Below are 16458 nucleotides of genomic sequence, written 5' to 3'. Positions count from 1 at the left end.
GCGCGGGGTGGCTAGGCCTCCAGGCGCAGCGCCAGGTAGAGGTCGACGCGGTCGGTGAAGCGGTCCAGGTCGCGGCCGGTCAGGTCGGCGATACGGCGGATGCGGTAGCGCAGCGTGTTGACGTGCAGGTGCATCGCGCTCGCGCAGCGGGTCCACGAGCCGTCGCAGGCCAGGAACGTCTGCAGGGTGCGTACCAGGTCGGCTTGGTGGTCGGCGTCGTAGGCGCGCAGCGGTGCGAGCAGCCGGTCGGCGAACGCCTGCCGCGTCGCTCGGGGCACGGCCGCGAGCAGCAGATCGTGCGAGGCCAGCTCGTCGCTGCCGATGACGGACACCCGCTCCTGCCGGTCCAGCGCATATCGGTGTGCGTGCCGGGCCTGCGACAACGCCCCGGACAGCTCGGCAACCCCCGCCGCAGGTTCACTCAATCCCGCCGCGAATCGCATCCCGCGTGCCGCCGTGCTCAGATGCCGGGCAGCCTCCCGCAGCCCGCTCAGCCCATCCACCCCCGCGACCACCGCCACGACCTCGCCCGCCGATACCGCCACAGCCGCCCCCGGCACCATCTCCTCCACGACCGCGACGGCTTCGCCGTCCGCGTCGTGCAGTTTCGAGGAAAGTGCACGCTTCGCCAACCCGTTCCGGGCAGTTTCCCGGAAACTGCCGGAGCCGGGCGTGGCGTCGGCGGGGGGAGCGGGCGACGTGGCGGGGAGGGAGGCGGCGAGGACGGTGTAGGGGCCGGTGGGGGGCAGGCCGCAGGCGTGGAGGGCGGCAGCGACCTCGGCGGGATCGGGGGCCGACGTCAGGATGTCGGCAAGCTGGGCGGCGAGCCGGCGTTCGATCCGGCGGGCGCGTTCGGACCGGGCCGCGTCCAGCGCGGTCAGCTCGACGAGCTCTTCGAGCAGTGCGGGGTCGGCGCAGGCGACGAAGCGCATACCCGGGGCCGCCGCGGGCGCGGGCGCGTCGAGGTGGAACTCCCGCTCGCCGATCCGGCAGCGGGCGGGCAGGGTGTCCGCGCGCAGGAACGCCGTCGCGAGCCGCCGCCCGACGGGGAGGTCGTGCGGTGTGCCGCCGGGATCGCCCACGATGACGCGACCGGTGCAGGTGAGCACCCAGGCTCCGGCAGCGGGCCACACCTCGGCCAGGTCGGCCCCGGCGGCGAGGGTGGCGACGAGGCCGCGGCGGCGGCTGCGGGCGGCCACCGCCCCGGCTTCGCGCTCGGCCCAGAGCACCGTGTTGATGCGTTCGGTCACCTCGCGGAACGACACCTCGGCGGGCACCGCGAACAGCGGCAGCCGGTGCCGCCGGCAGGCCTCTACCAGGTCGGCGGGGACCGGCCCGAGCAGCGCCTCACCTGCGCCGAGCGCGGCGACCCCGGCCCCGGCCAGCGCGGCGACGAACAGCTCGGAGTCGGCGGGCTCGCGCCGCCACATCATCCCGGTCAGCACGACCTCGCCGCCCGCGAGATAACGGGCGGGGTCGAGCAGGTCGGTGGTGTACGCGAGGTGGGCGGGACGGTCCAGCTCGCCTTCCCCGGCGAGCACCGGCAGCCGGACACCCGGCTGTTCCAGCACGTCACGTAGCCGCATGCGCACCGCCTTTGTCGTAACCTCCAAAGAGCCTAGCCAGGCTTTGTTGCAGTTTCGGTCCTTCTCACCCTTCAGCGCCAGAGGGCGGGGCAGTTGACTCATTCCATGTCGCCGGCCGAGTTCAACGCTCTGCCCGCCCCCGACGCCGAACGCGAGTTGCTGACCTGCAACGCGTCGAGTGCGTGGGCGCGGGCGGTGACCGCCGCGCGGCCCTACACGGACCTTGCTGAGCTGCGCGAAGTCGCCGCCGGGGCGGTCGCGGCACTGTCCTGGCCGGACGTGCGGCAGGCGCTCGACGCCCACCCGCGTATCGGTGAACGGGCCGCGGGCACCGGCCGCGAGGCGGCCTGGTCGCGGCGCGAGCAGTCCGGGGCCGCGTCCGCCGACGAGCAGACCGCGGCCGCGCTGGTCGAGGCCAACCGGGCGTACGAGGACCGTTTCGGCCACGTGTTCCTCGTCTTCGCCAGCGGCAAGTCGGCCGAGCAGATGCTCGCCGCGGCCCGGCAGCGGCTGGCCAACGACGAGGCCGCCGAGCGCGACGTGGTACGCCGCGAGCTGACGGCGATCACCTTGCTGCGTGTTGACCGGTTGTTCGGGACATGAGCGAGCGCAGCGAGCGAATCATGTCGCAGGTCTCATGCCGCCGACGAGCGTAGCGAGGAGAAGGCATGAGCGAGCGATGACGAGGGGATACGCGGGATGACCCTGTCGACCCATGTGCTGGACACCTGTCGCGGGGAGCCCGCGGCGGACGTGCAGGTGACGCTGCAGCGGCTGGGGCAGTACGGCTGGGTCGTCGTGGCGACCGGGACCACGAACACCGACGGGCGGCTCGCCGACTGGGTGCCGGCCGAGCAGTGGCTGGTGGGCCGCTACGGGCTGCGCTTCGATGTCGCGGCATACCAGGGGCTCGGCAGTTTCTTCCCCGAGGTGACCGTGGTCTTCGACGTCACCGAACCCGACCGGCACCTGCACGTGCCGCTGCTGCTGAGCAAGTTCGGCTACACCACCTACCGGGGGTCCTGATGACGATCCGACTGGGACCCAACCGGTACGGCAAGGCCGAGTGCCGCCTGGTCACCGTGGTCCGCGACGGCGAGCGGCACGAGCTGACCGACCTGAACGTCAGCACCCGGCTCGCGGGCCGCCTCGACGCGACGCACCTGACCGGCGACAACGCCGACGTGCTGCCCACCGACACGCAGAAGAACACGGTGTACGCGTTCGCCCGCGACGGCTTCGCCAGCATCGAGCAGTTCGGGCTGCGGCTGGCCCGCCACTTCGTCACCGGCCAGGACGCGATCGAACGGGCGCAGGTGCACCTCGAGTCGTACGGCTGGCGGCGGCTCGGCGGCCACTCGTTCGCGCGGGCCGGGGACGAGGTGCGCACCGCGACGGCGACCGCGACCGCCGAGCAGGCCTGGGTCGTCGGCGGGCTGCACGGGCTGACACTGCTGAACACGACCGGCTCGATGTTCAAGGGCTTCCCGCGCGACCGGTACACGACGCTGCCCGAGGCCGACGACCGCATCCTGGCCACGGCCGTGGACGCCCGCTGGCGCTTCGCCTCGACGGAGGTGGACTGGAACGCCGCGTTCGCGGCGGTCCGGGACGGCCTGATCGGCGCGTTCGTCGACACGTACAGCCGCTCGCTGCAGCAGACCCTGTACGCGATGGGGGAGCGGGTGCTGCAGCGGGTGCCCGAAGTCGCGGAGGTGCGGCTCGCACTGCCGAACCGGCACCACTTCCTGGTCGACCTGTCCCCGTTCGGGCTGGACAACCCCGACGCGGTGTACTTCGCGGCCGATCGCCCGTACGGCCTGATCGAGGGCACGGTGCTACGCGACGACGCGCCACCGGCCGGGCTAGCGTGGACAGGGCACCTATGGGAGCCGGGAGCGGCCTGATGGACTTCATGACGCCGTCGACCTGGGCCGACGCCCTGGCGATCAGGGCGGACCGGCCGGACGCGCTGCCGATCGCCGGCGGCACCGACGTGATGGTCGAGATGAACTTCCACCGGCGGCGACCGGGCGTGCTGCTCGACCTGACCCGCATCGGCGACCTGACGACCTGGGCGATGGACGGGGAGCTGCTGCGCATCGGCGCGGGCGTCTCGTACACCCGGATCATCGAGGAGCTGGGCGACCGGCTGCCGGGGCTGGCCATGGCCGCGCGCACGGTCGGCTCGCCGCAGATCCGCAACCGGGGCACGCTCGGGGGCAACCTCGGCTCGGCCTCGCCCGCGGGCGACGGCCACCCGCCGCTGCTGGCGGCCGGTGCACAGGTCGAGCTGGCGTCGGTGCGCGGCACCCGCCTGGTGCCGATCGACGGGTTCTTCACCGGCCCCAAACGCAGCGTGCTCGCGCCGGACGAGCTGATCGCCGCGGTGTGGGTGCGCCCCGCCGACGGCCCGGAGCAGTTCTCGAAGATCGGCACGCGCAACGCGATGGTGATCGCGGTCAGCTCGTTCTCCCTGGCGCTGCACCCCGGACGCCGCGAGGTCGGCACCGGCATCGGCTCGGCCGCGCCGACGCCGCGCCGGGCGACCGAGGCGGAGCTGTTCGCCGCCGGGCAGCTGCCCTGGGACACCCTCGCCGGGCTCGCACCCGACGTGGCGCGGCGCTTCGGCGAGCTGGTCGCCGCCGCCGCTGCACCGATCGACGACGTGCGCGGCACGGCCGCGTACCGCCGACACGCGCTGGCCGTGCTGGCCCAGCGCACCCTGACCTGGGCCTGGAGGGACCTATGCGGGTGACCTGCACGGTCAACGGAACGACCCGGACCGCCGACGACGTCTGGGAGGGCGAGAGCCTGCTCTACGTGCTGCGCGAGCGGCTCGGCCTGCCCGGCAGCAAGAACGCCTGCGAGCAGGGCGAATGCGGGTCGTGCACGGTCTACCTCGACGGGACGGCGGTCTGCGCCTGCCTGGTCGCCGCGGGCCAGGCCGCCGGACGCGACGTGCGCACCGTCGAAGGCCTGGCCCCGGAGGGCGAGCTGGACCCGGTGCAGCAGGCGTTCCTGCAGACCGGGGCGGTCCAGTGCGGCTTCTGCACGCCGGGGCTGATCGTCTCGGTGCACGACCTGCTGGCACGCGTCCCGCACCCGAGCGACCCCGAGATCCGCGAGGCGCTGGCCGGCAACCTGTGCCGCTGCACCGGCTACGAAAAGATCATGGATGCGGTACGCCTGGCCGCAGGCAGCCCGACCGAGGCGGGGACGCGATGAGGACCGTCATCAACGGCTGTGCGATCGCGACCGTCGACGCGGCGGGCGCCGAATACCTGCGCGGACATGTCGTGGTCGACGGCGACCGGATCACCGAGGTCGGCGCGGGGGACTTCGAGGGACCCACCGACCAGGTCATCGACGGCCGGGGCTGCCTGGCCACACCCGGCCTGGTCAACACGCACCACCACCTCTACCAGTGGGCGACCCGGGGCCTGGCCCAGCAGAGCAACCTGTTCGACTGGCTGGTCGAGCTGTACCCGGTGTGGGCCGGGCTCGACGACGAACTCGTCTACGTCACCACCACCGCGGGCCTGAGCGCGCTGGCGCTGTCGGGCTGCACCACCGCCGCCGACCACCACTACGTGTTCCCGCGCGGCTCCGGTGACCTGATCGGGACCCAGGTCGAGGCGGCCGCTTCGGTCGGCGTACGGCTGCACGCCTGCCGCGGCTCGATGGACCTGGGCGCGTCGCAGGGCGGGCTGCCGCCGGACAACGTCGTCGAGTCGACCGACGCCGCCCTCGCCGCGACCGCGGCCGCGATCGAGCAGCACCACGACCCGTCGCCGTCGGCGATGGTGCGCGTCGCCGTCGCGCCCTGCTCGCCGTTCTCGGTCACCTCCGACCTGATGCGCGAGGCCGCGTCCCTGGCCCGCGCGCACGGGGTGCGGCTGCACACCCACCTCGCCGAGACGGTCGAGGAGGACGAGTTCTGCCGCGAACGGTTCGGCTGCACGCCGGTGGAGTACGCGGAGAAGCTCGGCTGGCTCGGCGACGACGTGTGGCTGGCGCACGGCGTGCACCTCGACGACGCCGCGGTGGCCCGGCTCGGCGCGACCGGCACCGGGGTGGCGCACTGTCCCAGTTCCAACGCCCGGCTCGGCGCGGGCATCGCCCGGGTGCGCGACCTGCTCGACGTCGGCGCGCCGGTCGGCCTGGGCGTCGACGGTGCGGCCTCGCAGGAGGCCGGTGAGCTGGGCCCGGAACTGCGCCAGGCGATGCTGGCCGCACGCCTGCGCGGCGGCCCGGCGGCGCTGACCGCCCGCGAGGCGCTCGCCCTGGCCACCACGGGCGGGGCCCGCTGCCTGGGCCGCGACGGCGAGATCGGCATCCTGGAGCCGGGCCGGCTCGCCGACGTCGCGCTCTGGCGCATCGACGGCCTCGGCCACGCCGGCATCGAGGACCCGGTCGCCGCCCTCGTCTTCGGCCCACCGGCCCGCGTCGAAGCCCTGCTCGTCGGCGGCAACCTCGTCGTCCGCCACGGCCGCCTCGTCCACACCGACGAGGACTCCCTGGCCCGCGACCTGACCCGCGTCAGCCGCACCCTCCTCCGAAAGGCCGGCCGATGAGCTCGACGGTGCATGTGGGGTTGGCGGCCACTGTCACGGGTGGGGTGGGGGCGTCGCCGGGGCGGCCGGACGGGCGGTTGAAGGTGACGGGGGAGTTCGCGTTCTCGTCGGATCTGTGGGCCGAGGACATGCTGTGGGGGGCGACGCTGCGCAGCCCGCATCCGCGGGCGCGGATCACGAGCCTGGATCTCGGTCCGGCGCTGCGGATTCCCGGGGTGTACGCGGTGCTCACCCACGAGGACGTGCCCGGGCGGCGGCTCTACGGCCTGGAGCATGTCGACCAGCCGGTGCTGGCCGCCGGCGAGGTCCGCTACCAGGGCGAGCCGATCGTGATCGTGGCCGCCGACCATCCGGAGACCGCGCGCCGCGCCGTCAATGCGATCGGGATCGGCTACGACGTGCTCGACCCGGTCACCGACCCGGAGGCGGCGCTGCACGAGGACCGCGCGCCCCGGGTACACGCGGACCGGCCGAACCTGCTGCGCCACGTGCCGATCCGGCGCGGCGACCCGCAGGCCACCGCCGCGGTCGTGGTCACCGGCGAGTACGAGGTCGGCATGCAGGACCAGGCCTTCCTCGGCCCCGAATCGGGGCTGGCCGTGCCCGCCGAGGACGGCGGCATCGACCTCTACATCGCCACCCAGTGGCTGCACGTCGACCAGCAGCAGGTCGCCGCGTGCCTGGGCATGGCCGCCGACAAGGTGCGGCTCACCCTGGCCGGGGTCGGCGGCGCGTTCGGCGCGCGCGAGGACCTGTCCATGCAGGTCCACGCCTGCCTGCTGGCGCTGCGCACCGGGCGTCCGGTGAAGATGGTGTACGGGCGGGAGGAGTCGTTCTTCGGCCACGTGCACCGGCACCCGGCCCGGCTGCGCTACGAGCACGGCGCGGACGCCGACGGCCGCCTGGTCTACGTGAAGGCCCGCATCCTGCTCGACGGCGGCGCGTACGCGTCCAGCTCCGGCGCGGTCGTGGCCAACGCGGCGACGCTGGGCATCGGCCCCTACGACGTGCCGAACGTGGTGATGGACGCCTACGGGCTCTACACCAACAACCCGCCGTGCGGGGCGATGCGCGGCTTCGGCGCGGTGCAGGCGTGCTTCGCGTACGAGTCGCAGATGGACAAGCTCGCCGCGGCGCTGGGCCTGGACCCCGTGGAGGTGCGGGTCCGCAACGCCCTGCACACCGGTGACCGGATGCCGACCGGCCAGCTCGTCGAAGGCCCCGCGCCGGTCGAGGAGCTGCTCCGCCTGGTGCAGTCGAAACCACCGGCCGGGCAGGCCGACTTCCCGCCCGGCGGCACCGCCAACACCACCCGCGGCGAGGGCGTGGTCCGCGGCGTCGGCTACGGCATCGGCATCAAGAACGTCTGCTTCTCCGAGGGCTTCGACGACTACGCCACCGCCCGTGTGCGCCTGGAACCGGTCGGCGGCCGCCCCGCCGTGCTCGTGCACACCGCCGCCGCCGAGGTCGGCCAGGGCCTGGTCACCGTCCAGGCCCAGATCGTGCGCACCGAACTCGGCGTCGACCAGGTCACCATCGCCCCCGCCGACACCGCGGTCGGCAGCGCGGGCTCCTCCTCCGCCTCCCGCCAGACCTACATGACCGGCGGCGCCGTCCGCGCCGCCTGCCAGGCCATCCGTAGCCGCCTGCTGGACCGGATCGGCGGCCGGCCGGACGGGCTGCGCCTGGTCGACGGGCAGGTCCTCGACGAGGCCGGCACGGTCCTCGCAAAGATCGCCGAGCTGCTCGGGGACGAGGCGATCGAGGAGACGGTGCAGTGGCGGCACCGGCCGACGCATCCGCTCGACCCGGAGACGGGTCAGGGCGACGCGCACGTGCAGTACGCGTTCGCCGCGCACCGGGCCACCGTCGACGTCGACATCGAACTCGGCCTGGTGAAAGTCGTCGAGATCGTCACCGCGCAGGACGTCGGCAAGGCCGTCAATCCGGCCGCTGTCGTGGGTCAGATCCACGGCGGCACCGCCCAGGGTCTCGGCCTGGCGCTGATGGAGGAGATCCAGCTGGTGGACGGGAAGGTGCGCAATCCCTCCTTCACCGACTATCTGCTCCCTACGATCATGGACATGCCGCCGATGACAGTGGACGTGCTCGAACTGGCCGACCCGCACTCGCCCTACGGCCTGCGCGGGGTCGGCGAGCCGCCTACGATCTCGTCCACACCGGCCGTCGTCGCGGCGATCCGGGCGGCAACCGGGGCCGCGCTGACCCGGGTGCCGGTCCGGCCCGAACACATCGTGGGGGTATGAGTGACCGAGATCCTGACGCCTGAAGCGGTCGCGTTCGTCACCGAACTGCAACGCCGCTTCCGCCCCCGCCGCGACGAGCTGCTCGCGGCGCGCCAGGCCCGGCAGTCCGAGATCGACCGCACCGGCACGCTGGACTTCCTGCCGGAGACGGCGGGTATCAGAGACGGCGAGTGGACGGTCGCGCCCGCCCCGGCCGACCTGGTCGACCGCCGGGTCGAGATCACCGGCCCGACCGACCGCAAAATGACCATCAACGCGCTGAACTCGGGCGCGAAGGTGTGGCTGGCCGATCTGGAGGACGCCAACACCCCGCACTGGGCCAACGTGATCGGCGGCCAGCAGAGCCTGTACGAGGCGGTCCGCCGGACCATCAGCCTCCAGCAGGGCGACAAGCTGTACGCCCTGCACCCCGGCCCGCTGCCCACCATCGTGGTGCGGCCCCGCGGCTGGCACCTCGACGAGCGCCACTTCGAGGTCGACGGCAGTCCCGGCGTCGCCGCGCTGGTCGACTTCGGGCTGCACTTCTTCCACAACGCCGCCGAGCTGCTGGCCCGCGGCAGCGGCCCGTACTTCTACCTGCCGAAGATGGAGAGCCACCTCGAAGCGAGGCTGTGGCAGGACGTGTTCACCGCCGCGCAGGAGCTGCTGGGCATCCCGTACGGCAGCATCCGGGCCACCGTGCTCATCGAGACGATCACGGCCGCGTTCGAGATGGACGAGATCCTGTGGGAGCTGCGCGACCACGCCAGCGGCCTGAACGCCGGGCGCTGGGACTACCTGTTCAGCCTGATCAAGAAGTTCCGCGCGTTCCCGGCGTACACGCTGCCCGATCGGGGGCAGGTGACGATGGCCGCGCCGTTCCTGCGGGCGTACGCGCAGCTGCTGGTCAAGACGTGTCACCGCCGCGGCGCGTACGCGATGGGGGGCATGGCGGCCTTCATCCCGAACCGGCGCGACCCGGGCGTCACCGCGACCGCGCTGGCCAAGGTCCGTCAGGACAAGGAACGCGAGGCCGCCGACGGCTTCGACGGCTCCTGGGTGGCGCACCCCGACCTGGTGCCGCTCTGCCTGGAGGTCTTCGAGAAGGCGCTGGACGGGGCGCCGAACCAGCTCACCCGCCAGCGCCCGGACGTGCAGGTCAGTGCCCACGACCTGCTCGACGTGCGCACCACCGAGGGTGAGCCGACCCTGGCGGGGGCGCGCGCCAACATCCACGTCGGCATCCGCTACATCCAGTCCTGGCTGAACGGCAACGGCGCGGCCGCGATCGACAACCTGATGGAGGACGCCGCCACCGCCGAGATCTCCCGCTCGCAGCTGTGGCAGTGGCTGCACAACGGCGCGGTCCTCGACGGCGGCACCACCCCGGTCACCCGCGAGCTGCTGGAACAGCTCATCGAGGGGGAGATGGCCGGGCTGGGGCCGGAGTACGCCCCCGCCCGCCGGGTCTTCGAGCAGGTCGCGCTCGCCGACGACTTCGTCGAGTTCCTGACCCTGCCGGCCGGGGAGCTGATCGACTGATGACGCCCGCCGGAACCGAGGAGTTCCTCGGCGTGCCGCGCGAGCCGCGCGACGGGACGGACCACCTTCCCGCCCGGGAGCTGGACCGCAGACTGGCGGCGGCCGACGGACTGCTCCGCGACCGCTGGCCGGGCGAGCAACCCGGCCGCCAGCCGCTGCACACCGTGTACGTGCCCGCCGACCGGGTGCGCACCGGTCTCGCGTCGCGCTGGGGCGAGCAGGCCCTCGCGGCGCTGGCCGAGCACGGCCTGCCGTATCCGGAAATGCTGCACGAGCGGATCAGCCGCAAGCTGTCCGCCGAACCGATCGAGGACCTGCGGGTGGACTTCGAGGACGGTTACGGCCGCCGCGAGGACGCGACCGAGGACGCGCACGCCCGCAGCGTCGCCGCGTTCCTCGCCGCCCGTCCGGCCCCGTTCACCGGCGTACGGATCAAGAGCCTGGAGCCCGACACCCGGCCCCGCGCGCTGCGCACCCTCGACCGGCTGTTCGACGCGCTGGGCACGATCCCGCCGAACTTCGTGATCACGCTGCCGAAGGTCAGCTCGGTGGACCAGGTCGAGGCGCTGGTGTGGCTGTGCCGTCACCTCGAACCGGCCGCCGGGCAGCTGCGCTTCGAGCTGCAGGTGGAGATGCCGCAGGCCATCCTGGGCCCGGACGGGGTGTGCCCGCTGCCCGCGATGATCCACGCATCGCAGGGGCGCTGCGTGGGGCTGCACTACGGCACCTACGACTACTCGGCGGCGCTGGGCATCGCGGCGGCGTACCAGTCCATGGAGCATCCGGCCGCCGATCACGCCAAGCAGGTGATGCAGGTCGCCGCAGCAGGTACGGGGGTACGCGTGGTCGACGGCTCCACCAACGTGCTGCCGATCGGCGACACCGCCGCCGTGCAGGCCGCCTGGGCGCTGCACCAGCGCCTGGTCCGCCGCAGCCTGGAACGCGGCTTCTACCAGGGCTGGGACCTGCATCCGGCGCAGCTGCCGACGCGTTACGCGGCCGCGTACGGCTTCTTCCGGGAGGGTGCGCCGTCGGCCGCGACCCGGCTGCGGGCCTGGCTGGCCGGGCGCGACAGCGCCGCGCAGCGCGACAGCGGCGCGCGCGGCACCGGCTACCTCGACGAACCGGCGACCGCGCGGGCGCTGTCCGGGTTCCTGCGACGCGCCGTGGAGTGCGGCGCGCTGGATATCGGCGAATTCGGCGTCGATCGATCTATGCTGGACCCGCTGTGAACTACGACCTGATCCTGCGCTCGCACCGCACGCTCACCCCGGACGGCGAGCGGCCCGCCGACGTCGGCATCCGCGACGGAGTCATCGCCGCGGTCGCCGGCTTCCAGGCGCTGGCCGGCAACGACGTCATCGACCTGGGGGAGTGCGCGCTGCTGCCCGGCCTGGTCGACACCCACGTGCACGTCAACGAGCCGGGGCGCACCCAGTGGGAGGGCTTCGACAGCGCCACCCGGGCGGCCGCCGCGGGCGGCGTCACCACCATCGTCGACATGCCGCTGAACTCGATTCCGCCCACCGTCGACGTGCAGGCGCTGCACGTCAAACGGGCCGCCGCCGTCGAGCAGTGCTTCGTGGACGTCGGCTTCTGGGGCGGCGCGGTGCCCGGCAACGCCGCGCAGCTGCCCGCGCTGCACCAGCAGGGCGTGTTCGGCTTCAAGGCGTTCCTCATCGACTCGGGGGTGCCGGAGTTCCCGCCGCTGGACCCGGCGGGGCTGGAGGAGGCGCTCGGCGCGGTCGACGCGCTGTTCGTGGTGCACGCCGAAGACCCGTCGCTGGTCACCGCCGCGTACGGCGAGCACTTCGCGGACTTCGTCGCCTCGCGCCCGCCGCGGGCCGAGCGCCGTGCCGTCGCCGCCGCGATCGATGCGGCCCGGCGCACCGGAGCCCGGGTGCACATCCTGCACCTGGCCGCCGCCGACGCGCTCCCGCTGATCGCCGCGGCGCGCCGCGAGGGCGTCCGCATCACCGCCGAGACCTGCCCGCACTACCTGACCCTGGACGCCGCCCAGGTGCCCGACGGCGCGACGCAGTACAAGTGCTGCCCGCCGATCCGGGACAAGTCCCATCAGGATGCGCTCTGGCAGGCGCTGGCCGACGGGGTGATCGACTGCGTGGTGTCCGACCACTCGCCGTGCCCGCCCGAGCTGAAAGCCGGCGACTTCGGCACCGCCTGGGGCGGTATCGCGTCCGTGCAGCTCGGGCTGCCGCTGATCTGGACCGCCGCGGCGCAGCGCGGGCACAGCCTCGCCGACGTGGTCCGCTGGATGGCCGGCAACACCGCCGACCTGGTCGGCCTGCCCCGCAAGGGACGGATCGCCGAGGGCGCCGACGCGGACCTGGTGGCCTTCGACCCCGACGCCGAGTTCACCGTCGACGCGACCCGGCTGCTGCACCGCCACCACGTCTCGCCCTACGACGGCCGCCCGCTGCGCGGCGTCGTGCGCGACACCTGGCTACGCGGCCGCCTCGCCGGTGTGGAGCCGATCGGCCGCCTGCTCCGGCCGGGAGGCGGGGCATGAGCGCGGGCCCGGACGGGTGCTGCGCCGCCGGTCGCGGGCAGGTGGCGCCGTGAGCTTCGAGGAGCTGCTCGACCTCGCGTCGCGGGCCGTGGGCGGCAGCGTCGTCGCCGCCAACGACGAGTTCTTCGCCGAGCGCGACAACCTGGTCAACCCGTGGGCGCCGACCTTCACCCCGCGCACCTTCGGCGCGAAAGGCCAGGTGTACGACGGCTGGGAGACCCGCCGCCGCCGCGAACCCGGCCACGACCATGCCGTGCTCCGGCTCGGCGCGCCCGGCCACGTGCACGGCGTCGTCGTCGACACCGCGTTCTTCACCGGCAACTACCCGCCCGAGGCGTCCGTCGAGGGCTGCCGGGCCGACGGCTACCCCTCGCCCGCCGAGCTGACCGGCGCGGACTGGTTCCCGCTGGTCGGGCGCTCGCCGCTGCAGGGGGACACCCGCAACCGCTTCCCGGTCGACGCCGGGCCGCTGGTCACCCACGTCCGGTTGACCATCCATCCCGACGGCGGGGTGGCCCGGCTGCGGGTGCACGGCATCCCCGCCCCCGACCCGCGCCTGCTGCCGGACACCGTCGACCTCGCCGCCGCAGAACTCGGCGGGCGGGTCGTCGACTGCAGCGACCGCTTCTACGGCTCGCCCGGCAACCTGCTGCTGCCCGGCCTGGCGGCCAGCATGGGCGAGGGCTGGGAGACCCGGCGGCGGCGCGACGACGGCAACGACTGGGTGCAGGTGCGCCTCGCCGCGCCGGGCGTGCTCCGGCTGGCCGAGCTGGACACCTCACATTTCAAAGGCAACGCCCCCGGCTGGGCGGCGCTGACCGGGCCGGACGGCGAACCGCTGCTGGCACGCACCCGGTTGCAGCCCGACACCCGCCACCGGTTCCGGCTGTCGTACGACGGCCCGGTCGACGGGGCACGCCTGGACGTCTACCCCGACGGCGGCATGGCCCGGCTGCGCCTGTACGGCAGCCTGACGGCCTCCGCCCGGGAAGAACTCGCCGCACCGTGGACGGATCAGGAGGCTGGGGGAGGCTGACATATGGCGGTCGGGGGATTGCTGCTCGCGGCGGGGGCCGGGCGGCGCTACGGGATGCCCAAGGCACTGGCGACGGTGCCGGGCGACGGGGAGATGATGGTGCAACACGCGCTGCGGACGCTGCGCGACGGGGACTGCGATCCGATCGTGGTCGTGCTCGGCGCGGGAGCCGGGCGCGCGCCGGCGCTGCCCGGCGCGTTCGTGGTGGTCAACAAGGATTGGCGGACCGGTATGGGCTCGTCCCTGCGGGCCGGGTTGGCGGCGCTGCCGCCGCAGGTGGACGCTGTAGTGGTGCTGCTGGTGGACACCCCGGGGATCACCGCCGAGGCGGTGCGCCGGGTCGGCGCGGGCGCGGGCCCGGCCACGCTGCGCGTCGCGACCTACGGCGGGGACGGCGGGCATCCGGTGCTGCTCGGCCGGGACCACTGGGCCGGGGCGGCGGCGCTCGCCGTGGGCGACGTCGGGGCCCGGCCGTACCTGGCCAAGCGCGACGTGGAGACGGTGCCCTGCGACGACGTATCCGACGGCGCGGACCTGGACGTCCCCCATGCGTGACGTGCTCGACGACCTGTTCCGGGTCTGGGAGTCCGGCGGGGTCGCCGGCGTGGCGACCGTGGTGCGCACCTGGCAGTCCGCGCCGCGGCGGCCGGGTGCGTCCATGCTCGTCGCGCCGGGCGGGGAGGCCGTCGGCAGCGTCTCCGGCGGCTGCGTCGAGGGCGCCGTGTACGAGCTGGCCACCGACGTCGCCGCCGACCCGGGGGCGCGGCCGGTGCTGCAGCGCTACGGCGTCACCGACGACGACGCGTACGCCATCGGCCTGACCTGCGGCGGCATCATCGAGGTGTTCGTCGAGCAGGTGTCACGCGAGACGTTTCCGCAGCTCGGTGAGGTGGTGGCGGCGGTCCGGGCGGGCCGCCCCGTGGCCGTGGCGACCTGCATCGCCCCGGCCGACTCGCCGCGCTTCGGGCACCGGATGGTCATCGAGGAGGGCGGGGTCGCGGGCACGTTCGGCTCCGCAAGGCTCGACGACGCCGTCGCCGACGACGCGCGCGGGCTGCTGGCCGCCGGGCGCACCGGGACGCTGCACTACGGCCCCGACGGCGAGCGCCGCGGCGACGCGCTGGCCGTGTTCGTGAACTCGTACGCCCCGCCCGCTCGCATGATCGTGTTCGGGGCGATCGACTTCGCCGCCGCGGTGGCGCGCATCGGCTCGTTCATGGGCTACCACGTGACGGTCTGCGACGCGCGAGCCGTGTTCGCCACCCCGAAACGTTTTCCGTTCGCCGACGAGGTCGTCGTCGAGTGGCCGCACCGCTACCTGGAGGGTGAGGTCACCGCGCAGCGCGTCGACGGGCGCACCGTGCTGTGCGTGCTCACCCACGATCCGAAGTTCGACGTGCCGCTGCTGGTGCTGGCCCTGCGGCTGCCGGTGGCGTACGTCGGCGCGATGGGCTCCCGCCGCACCCATGAGGATCGGCTGGCCCGGCTGCGCGAGGACGGCCTGACCGAGACCGAGCTGGGCAGGCTGCGCTCGCCGATCGGTCTGGACCTGGGGGCGCGCACCCCGGAGGAGACCGCGGTCAGCATCGCCGCGGAGATCGTCGCGCTGCGCTGGGGCGGCACCGGCGCCGTACTGTCCGAGGTGGACGGACCGATCCACCGTGCGGGCCCGCTGGGCCGCTGACCGGCGGTCCGCGGCGTGCGCGCAGGCCGAGGCCGCCGACGGTCAGCGGCGCGGGTGCGCGTACGCAGCCGCGTCGACCTGTCAGCGGCGCGGGTGCGCAGCGAGGTAGGCCTGCACGACCTCGGCACGTGGGCGGCCGCGCTCGTTGACGGCGATGCCGTGACGTCGCGCCCAGGCCCGGATCTCGACCGCACCCGGCGGCGCCACCCGTTCGGGTGCCGGGTCCGCCTCTGGCGCAGCGGCTTCCGATGCCGTGTCCGCTTCCGGTGTCGAGGCGGGCGGCGGGAACGGCTCGGCCGCCTCTCCGGTCAGCACCGGGGATGACCAGCGGTGCCGCACCATCGCCTCGTACGCGGGCGTCAGGGCCTGTGCGAAGTCGACGCCACGGACCGCGAGGCCCAGCGGGCCGAGCCGCTGCAGCAGCCGGGCCGCCGCCTGCGGGTCGGCGGGCGGCGGCGCGGGCAGCGGCCCGCTGGTCCAGAAGCCGCGCAGCTCGTCGCGCTCACCGGTGCCCTCGGGGGCGCCGCCGCCCTGCGTTAGCCGGTGCGCCCGCAGGGCGTCGAGCAGCTCGGCGCGGGGCATGCCGCGCCAGTGCAGGATGGTGAACGGGTCCTCGTCGAACTGCTCGGCCAGCAGGTAGCACACCGCCGCCGCGTGTTTGCAGGGGTTGCCCCAGTCCGGGCACGAGCACGTCAGACGCAGTCCGCGCATGGCCGGGAACAGCGACATGCCCAGCGGCGCCAGAGCCTGCTCGATGTCCTCGGGCATCCGTCCGGCCAGCAGCGCGGCGCTGAACGCGGCCTGCTCGGCCAGCCCGCCGACGGCCCGCTTCCAGTCGGACGCGGTGAACGGCGCCACCGCGACGGTGACCGCGTAGGGCTCGTCCCGGGAGCCCTGCACCTGCGCTGTCACCTCGCCGGGTGACACCACCAGCGAGAGCACCTGGCCGGAGCGCGCGTACGACTTGCCGCGGCTGAGCCGGCTCGCGGTCTCCGGCGATTCGATGGCCTTCAGGAAACGGCGCGACCACCAGGTCGTGGCGATGTCGCCGCGCCGGCTACGGGCCCGGATCCCGTCGGCAGGCAGCCGCGGCTTGGCGGACGGGAAGCCTCGCCACGACCGGTCCGCCCCCGCGTCGGTGCCGAGGTCGGCCTCGTGGAGGTCGTGCTCGTGCTCGGCGGGCGGCCACCCGTCCAGATCGTGCTCGCCGGGGTTGTGCCATTCGTCCAGGTCGTGCTCGTCGTGCTGTGCCATGCC

General features: G+C 74.0%; 15 protein-coding genes. 13 read left to right on the top strand and 2 right to left on the bottom strand.

The features are described from left to right. Window positions 1-11: 11 nt before the first annotated feature. Window positions 12-1586, bottom strand: coding sequence for a PucR family transcriptional regulator (locus tag FLL47_RS12145; protein WP_144120594.1), 1575 nt, complete (start codon window positions 1584-1586; stop codon window positions 12-14). A 105-nt stretch (window positions 1587-1691) separates the two neighbouring features. Here FLL47_RS12145 and uraD point away from each other — a divergent pair, with 105 nt between their 5' ends. The 13 genes from uraD (at window position 1692) to FLL47_RS12080 (ending at window position 15201) form a co-directional block, all read left to right on the top strand. Beyond that, window positions 1692-2189: a 2-oxo-4-hydroxy-4-carboxy-5-ureidoimidazoline decarboxylase gene (gene uraD / locus FLL47_RS12140; RefSeq protein ID WP_144120593.1), complete on the top strand. Its 498-nt coding sequence runs from the start codon at window positions 1692-1694 to the stop codon at window positions 2187-2189. 96 nt (window positions 2190-2285) lie between these two features. Beyond that, window positions 2286-2612, top strand: a complete 327-nt coding sequence (gene uraH, locus FLL47_RS12135; protein ID WP_144120592.1) for a hydroxyisourate hydrolase — start codon at window positions 2286-2288, stop codon at window positions 2610-2612. Then, window positions 2612-3493, top strand: a complete 882-nt coding sequence (gene pucL / locus FLL47_RS12130) for a factor-independent urate hydroxylase (RefSeq protein ID WP_144120591.1) — start codon at window positions 2612-2614, stop codon at window positions 3491-3493. Before uraH ends, pucL begins: the two co-directional genes overlap by 1 nt. Next, window positions 3493-4344: an FAD binding domain-containing protein gene (locus tag FLL47_RS12125; RefSeq protein WP_144120590.1), complete on the top strand. Its 852-nt coding sequence runs from the start codon at window positions 3493-3495 to the stop codon at window positions 4342-4344. Before pucL ends, FLL47_RS12125 begins: the two co-directional genes overlap by 1 nt. Further along, window positions 4335-4814 (top strand): (2Fe-2S)-binding protein, encoded by a 480-nt coding sequence (locus tag FLL47_RS12120; protein ID WP_144120589.1) that lies wholly within the window; start codon window positions 4335-4337, stop codon window positions 4812-4814. The genes FLL47_RS12125 and FLL47_RS12120 overlap by 10 nt, the downstream gene beginning before the upstream one ends. Continuing rightward, window positions 4811-6163 carry an 8-oxoguanine deaminase gene (locus tag FLL47_RS12115; protein WP_144120588.1) on the top strand — a complete coding sequence of 451 codons (1353 nt, stop codon included), beginning with the start codon at window positions 4811-4813 and terminating at the stop codon, window positions 6161-6163. Before FLL47_RS12120 ends, FLL47_RS12115 begins: the two co-directional genes overlap by 4 nt. Next, entirely contained in the window at window positions 6160-8430 is a 2271-nt protein-coding gene (gene pucD, locus FLL47_RS12110) for a xanthine dehydrogenase subunit D (protein WP_144120587.1), read from the top strand. The genes FLL47_RS12115 and pucD overlap by 4 nt, the downstream gene beginning before the upstream one ends. After that, the gene (gene aceB, locus FLL47_RS12105; RefSeq protein WP_144120586.1) at window positions 8431-9951 is read left to right on the top strand and encodes a malate synthase A; all 1521 of its coding nucleotides are present in this window, start codon (window positions 8431-8433) and stop codon (window positions 9949-9951) included. It begins immediately after the preceding gene. Continuing rightward, window positions 9951-11183 (top strand): DUF6986 family protein, encoded by a 1233-nt coding sequence (locus tag FLL47_RS12100; RefSeq protein ID WP_144120585.1) that lies wholly within the window; start codon window positions 9951-9953, stop codon window positions 11181-11183. The genes aceB and FLL47_RS12100 overlap by 1 nt, the downstream gene beginning before the upstream one ends. Then, entirely contained in the window at window positions 11180-12481 is a 1302-nt protein-coding gene (gene allB / locus FLL47_RS12095) for an allantoinase AllB (RefSeq protein WP_144120584.1), read from the top strand. Before FLL47_RS12100 ends, allB begins: the two co-directional genes overlap by 4 nt. A gap of 49 nt (window positions 12482-12530) precedes the next feature. Continuing rightward, window positions 12531-13517 (top strand): allantoicase, encoded by a 987-nt coding sequence (alc, locus tag FLL47_RS12090; RefSeq protein ID WP_144120583.1) that lies wholly within the window; start codon window positions 12531-12533, stop codon window positions 13515-13517. A 3-nt stretch (window positions 13518-13520) separates the two neighbouring features. Then, on the top strand, window positions 13521-14072 hold the full coding sequence (locus tag FLL47_RS12085) for a nucleotidyltransferase family protein (protein WP_144120582.1): 552 nt from the start codon (window positions 13521-13523) through the stop codon (window positions 14070-14072). Next, on the top strand, window positions 14065-15201 hold the full coding sequence (locus FLL47_RS12080; protein ID WP_144120581.1) for an XdhC family protein: 1137 nt from the start codon (window positions 14065-14067) through the stop codon (window positions 15199-15201). The genes FLL47_RS12085 and FLL47_RS12080 overlap by 8 nt, the downstream gene beginning before the upstream one ends. Before the next feature lie 81 nt (window positions 15202-15282). On the opposite strand, the gene FLL47_RS12075 is transcribed toward FLL47_RS12080, so the two are convergent. Further along, on the bottom strand, window positions 15283-16455 hold the full coding sequence (locus FLL47_RS12075) for an Lsr2 family DNA-binding protein (RefSeq protein ID WP_144120580.1): 1173 nt from the start codon (window positions 16453-16455) through the stop codon (window positions 15283-15285). Window positions 16456-16458 lie beyond the last annotated feature (3 nt).

Origin of the sequence: Catellatospora sichuanensis, assembly GCF_007483665.1 — a bacterium.
GTDB classification, from domain to species: Bacteria; Actinomycetota; Actinomycetes; order Mycobacteriales; family Micromonosporaceae; genus Catellatospora; species Catellatospora sichuanensis.
This window is presented reverse-complemented; position numbering and strand designations above follow the sequence as displayed.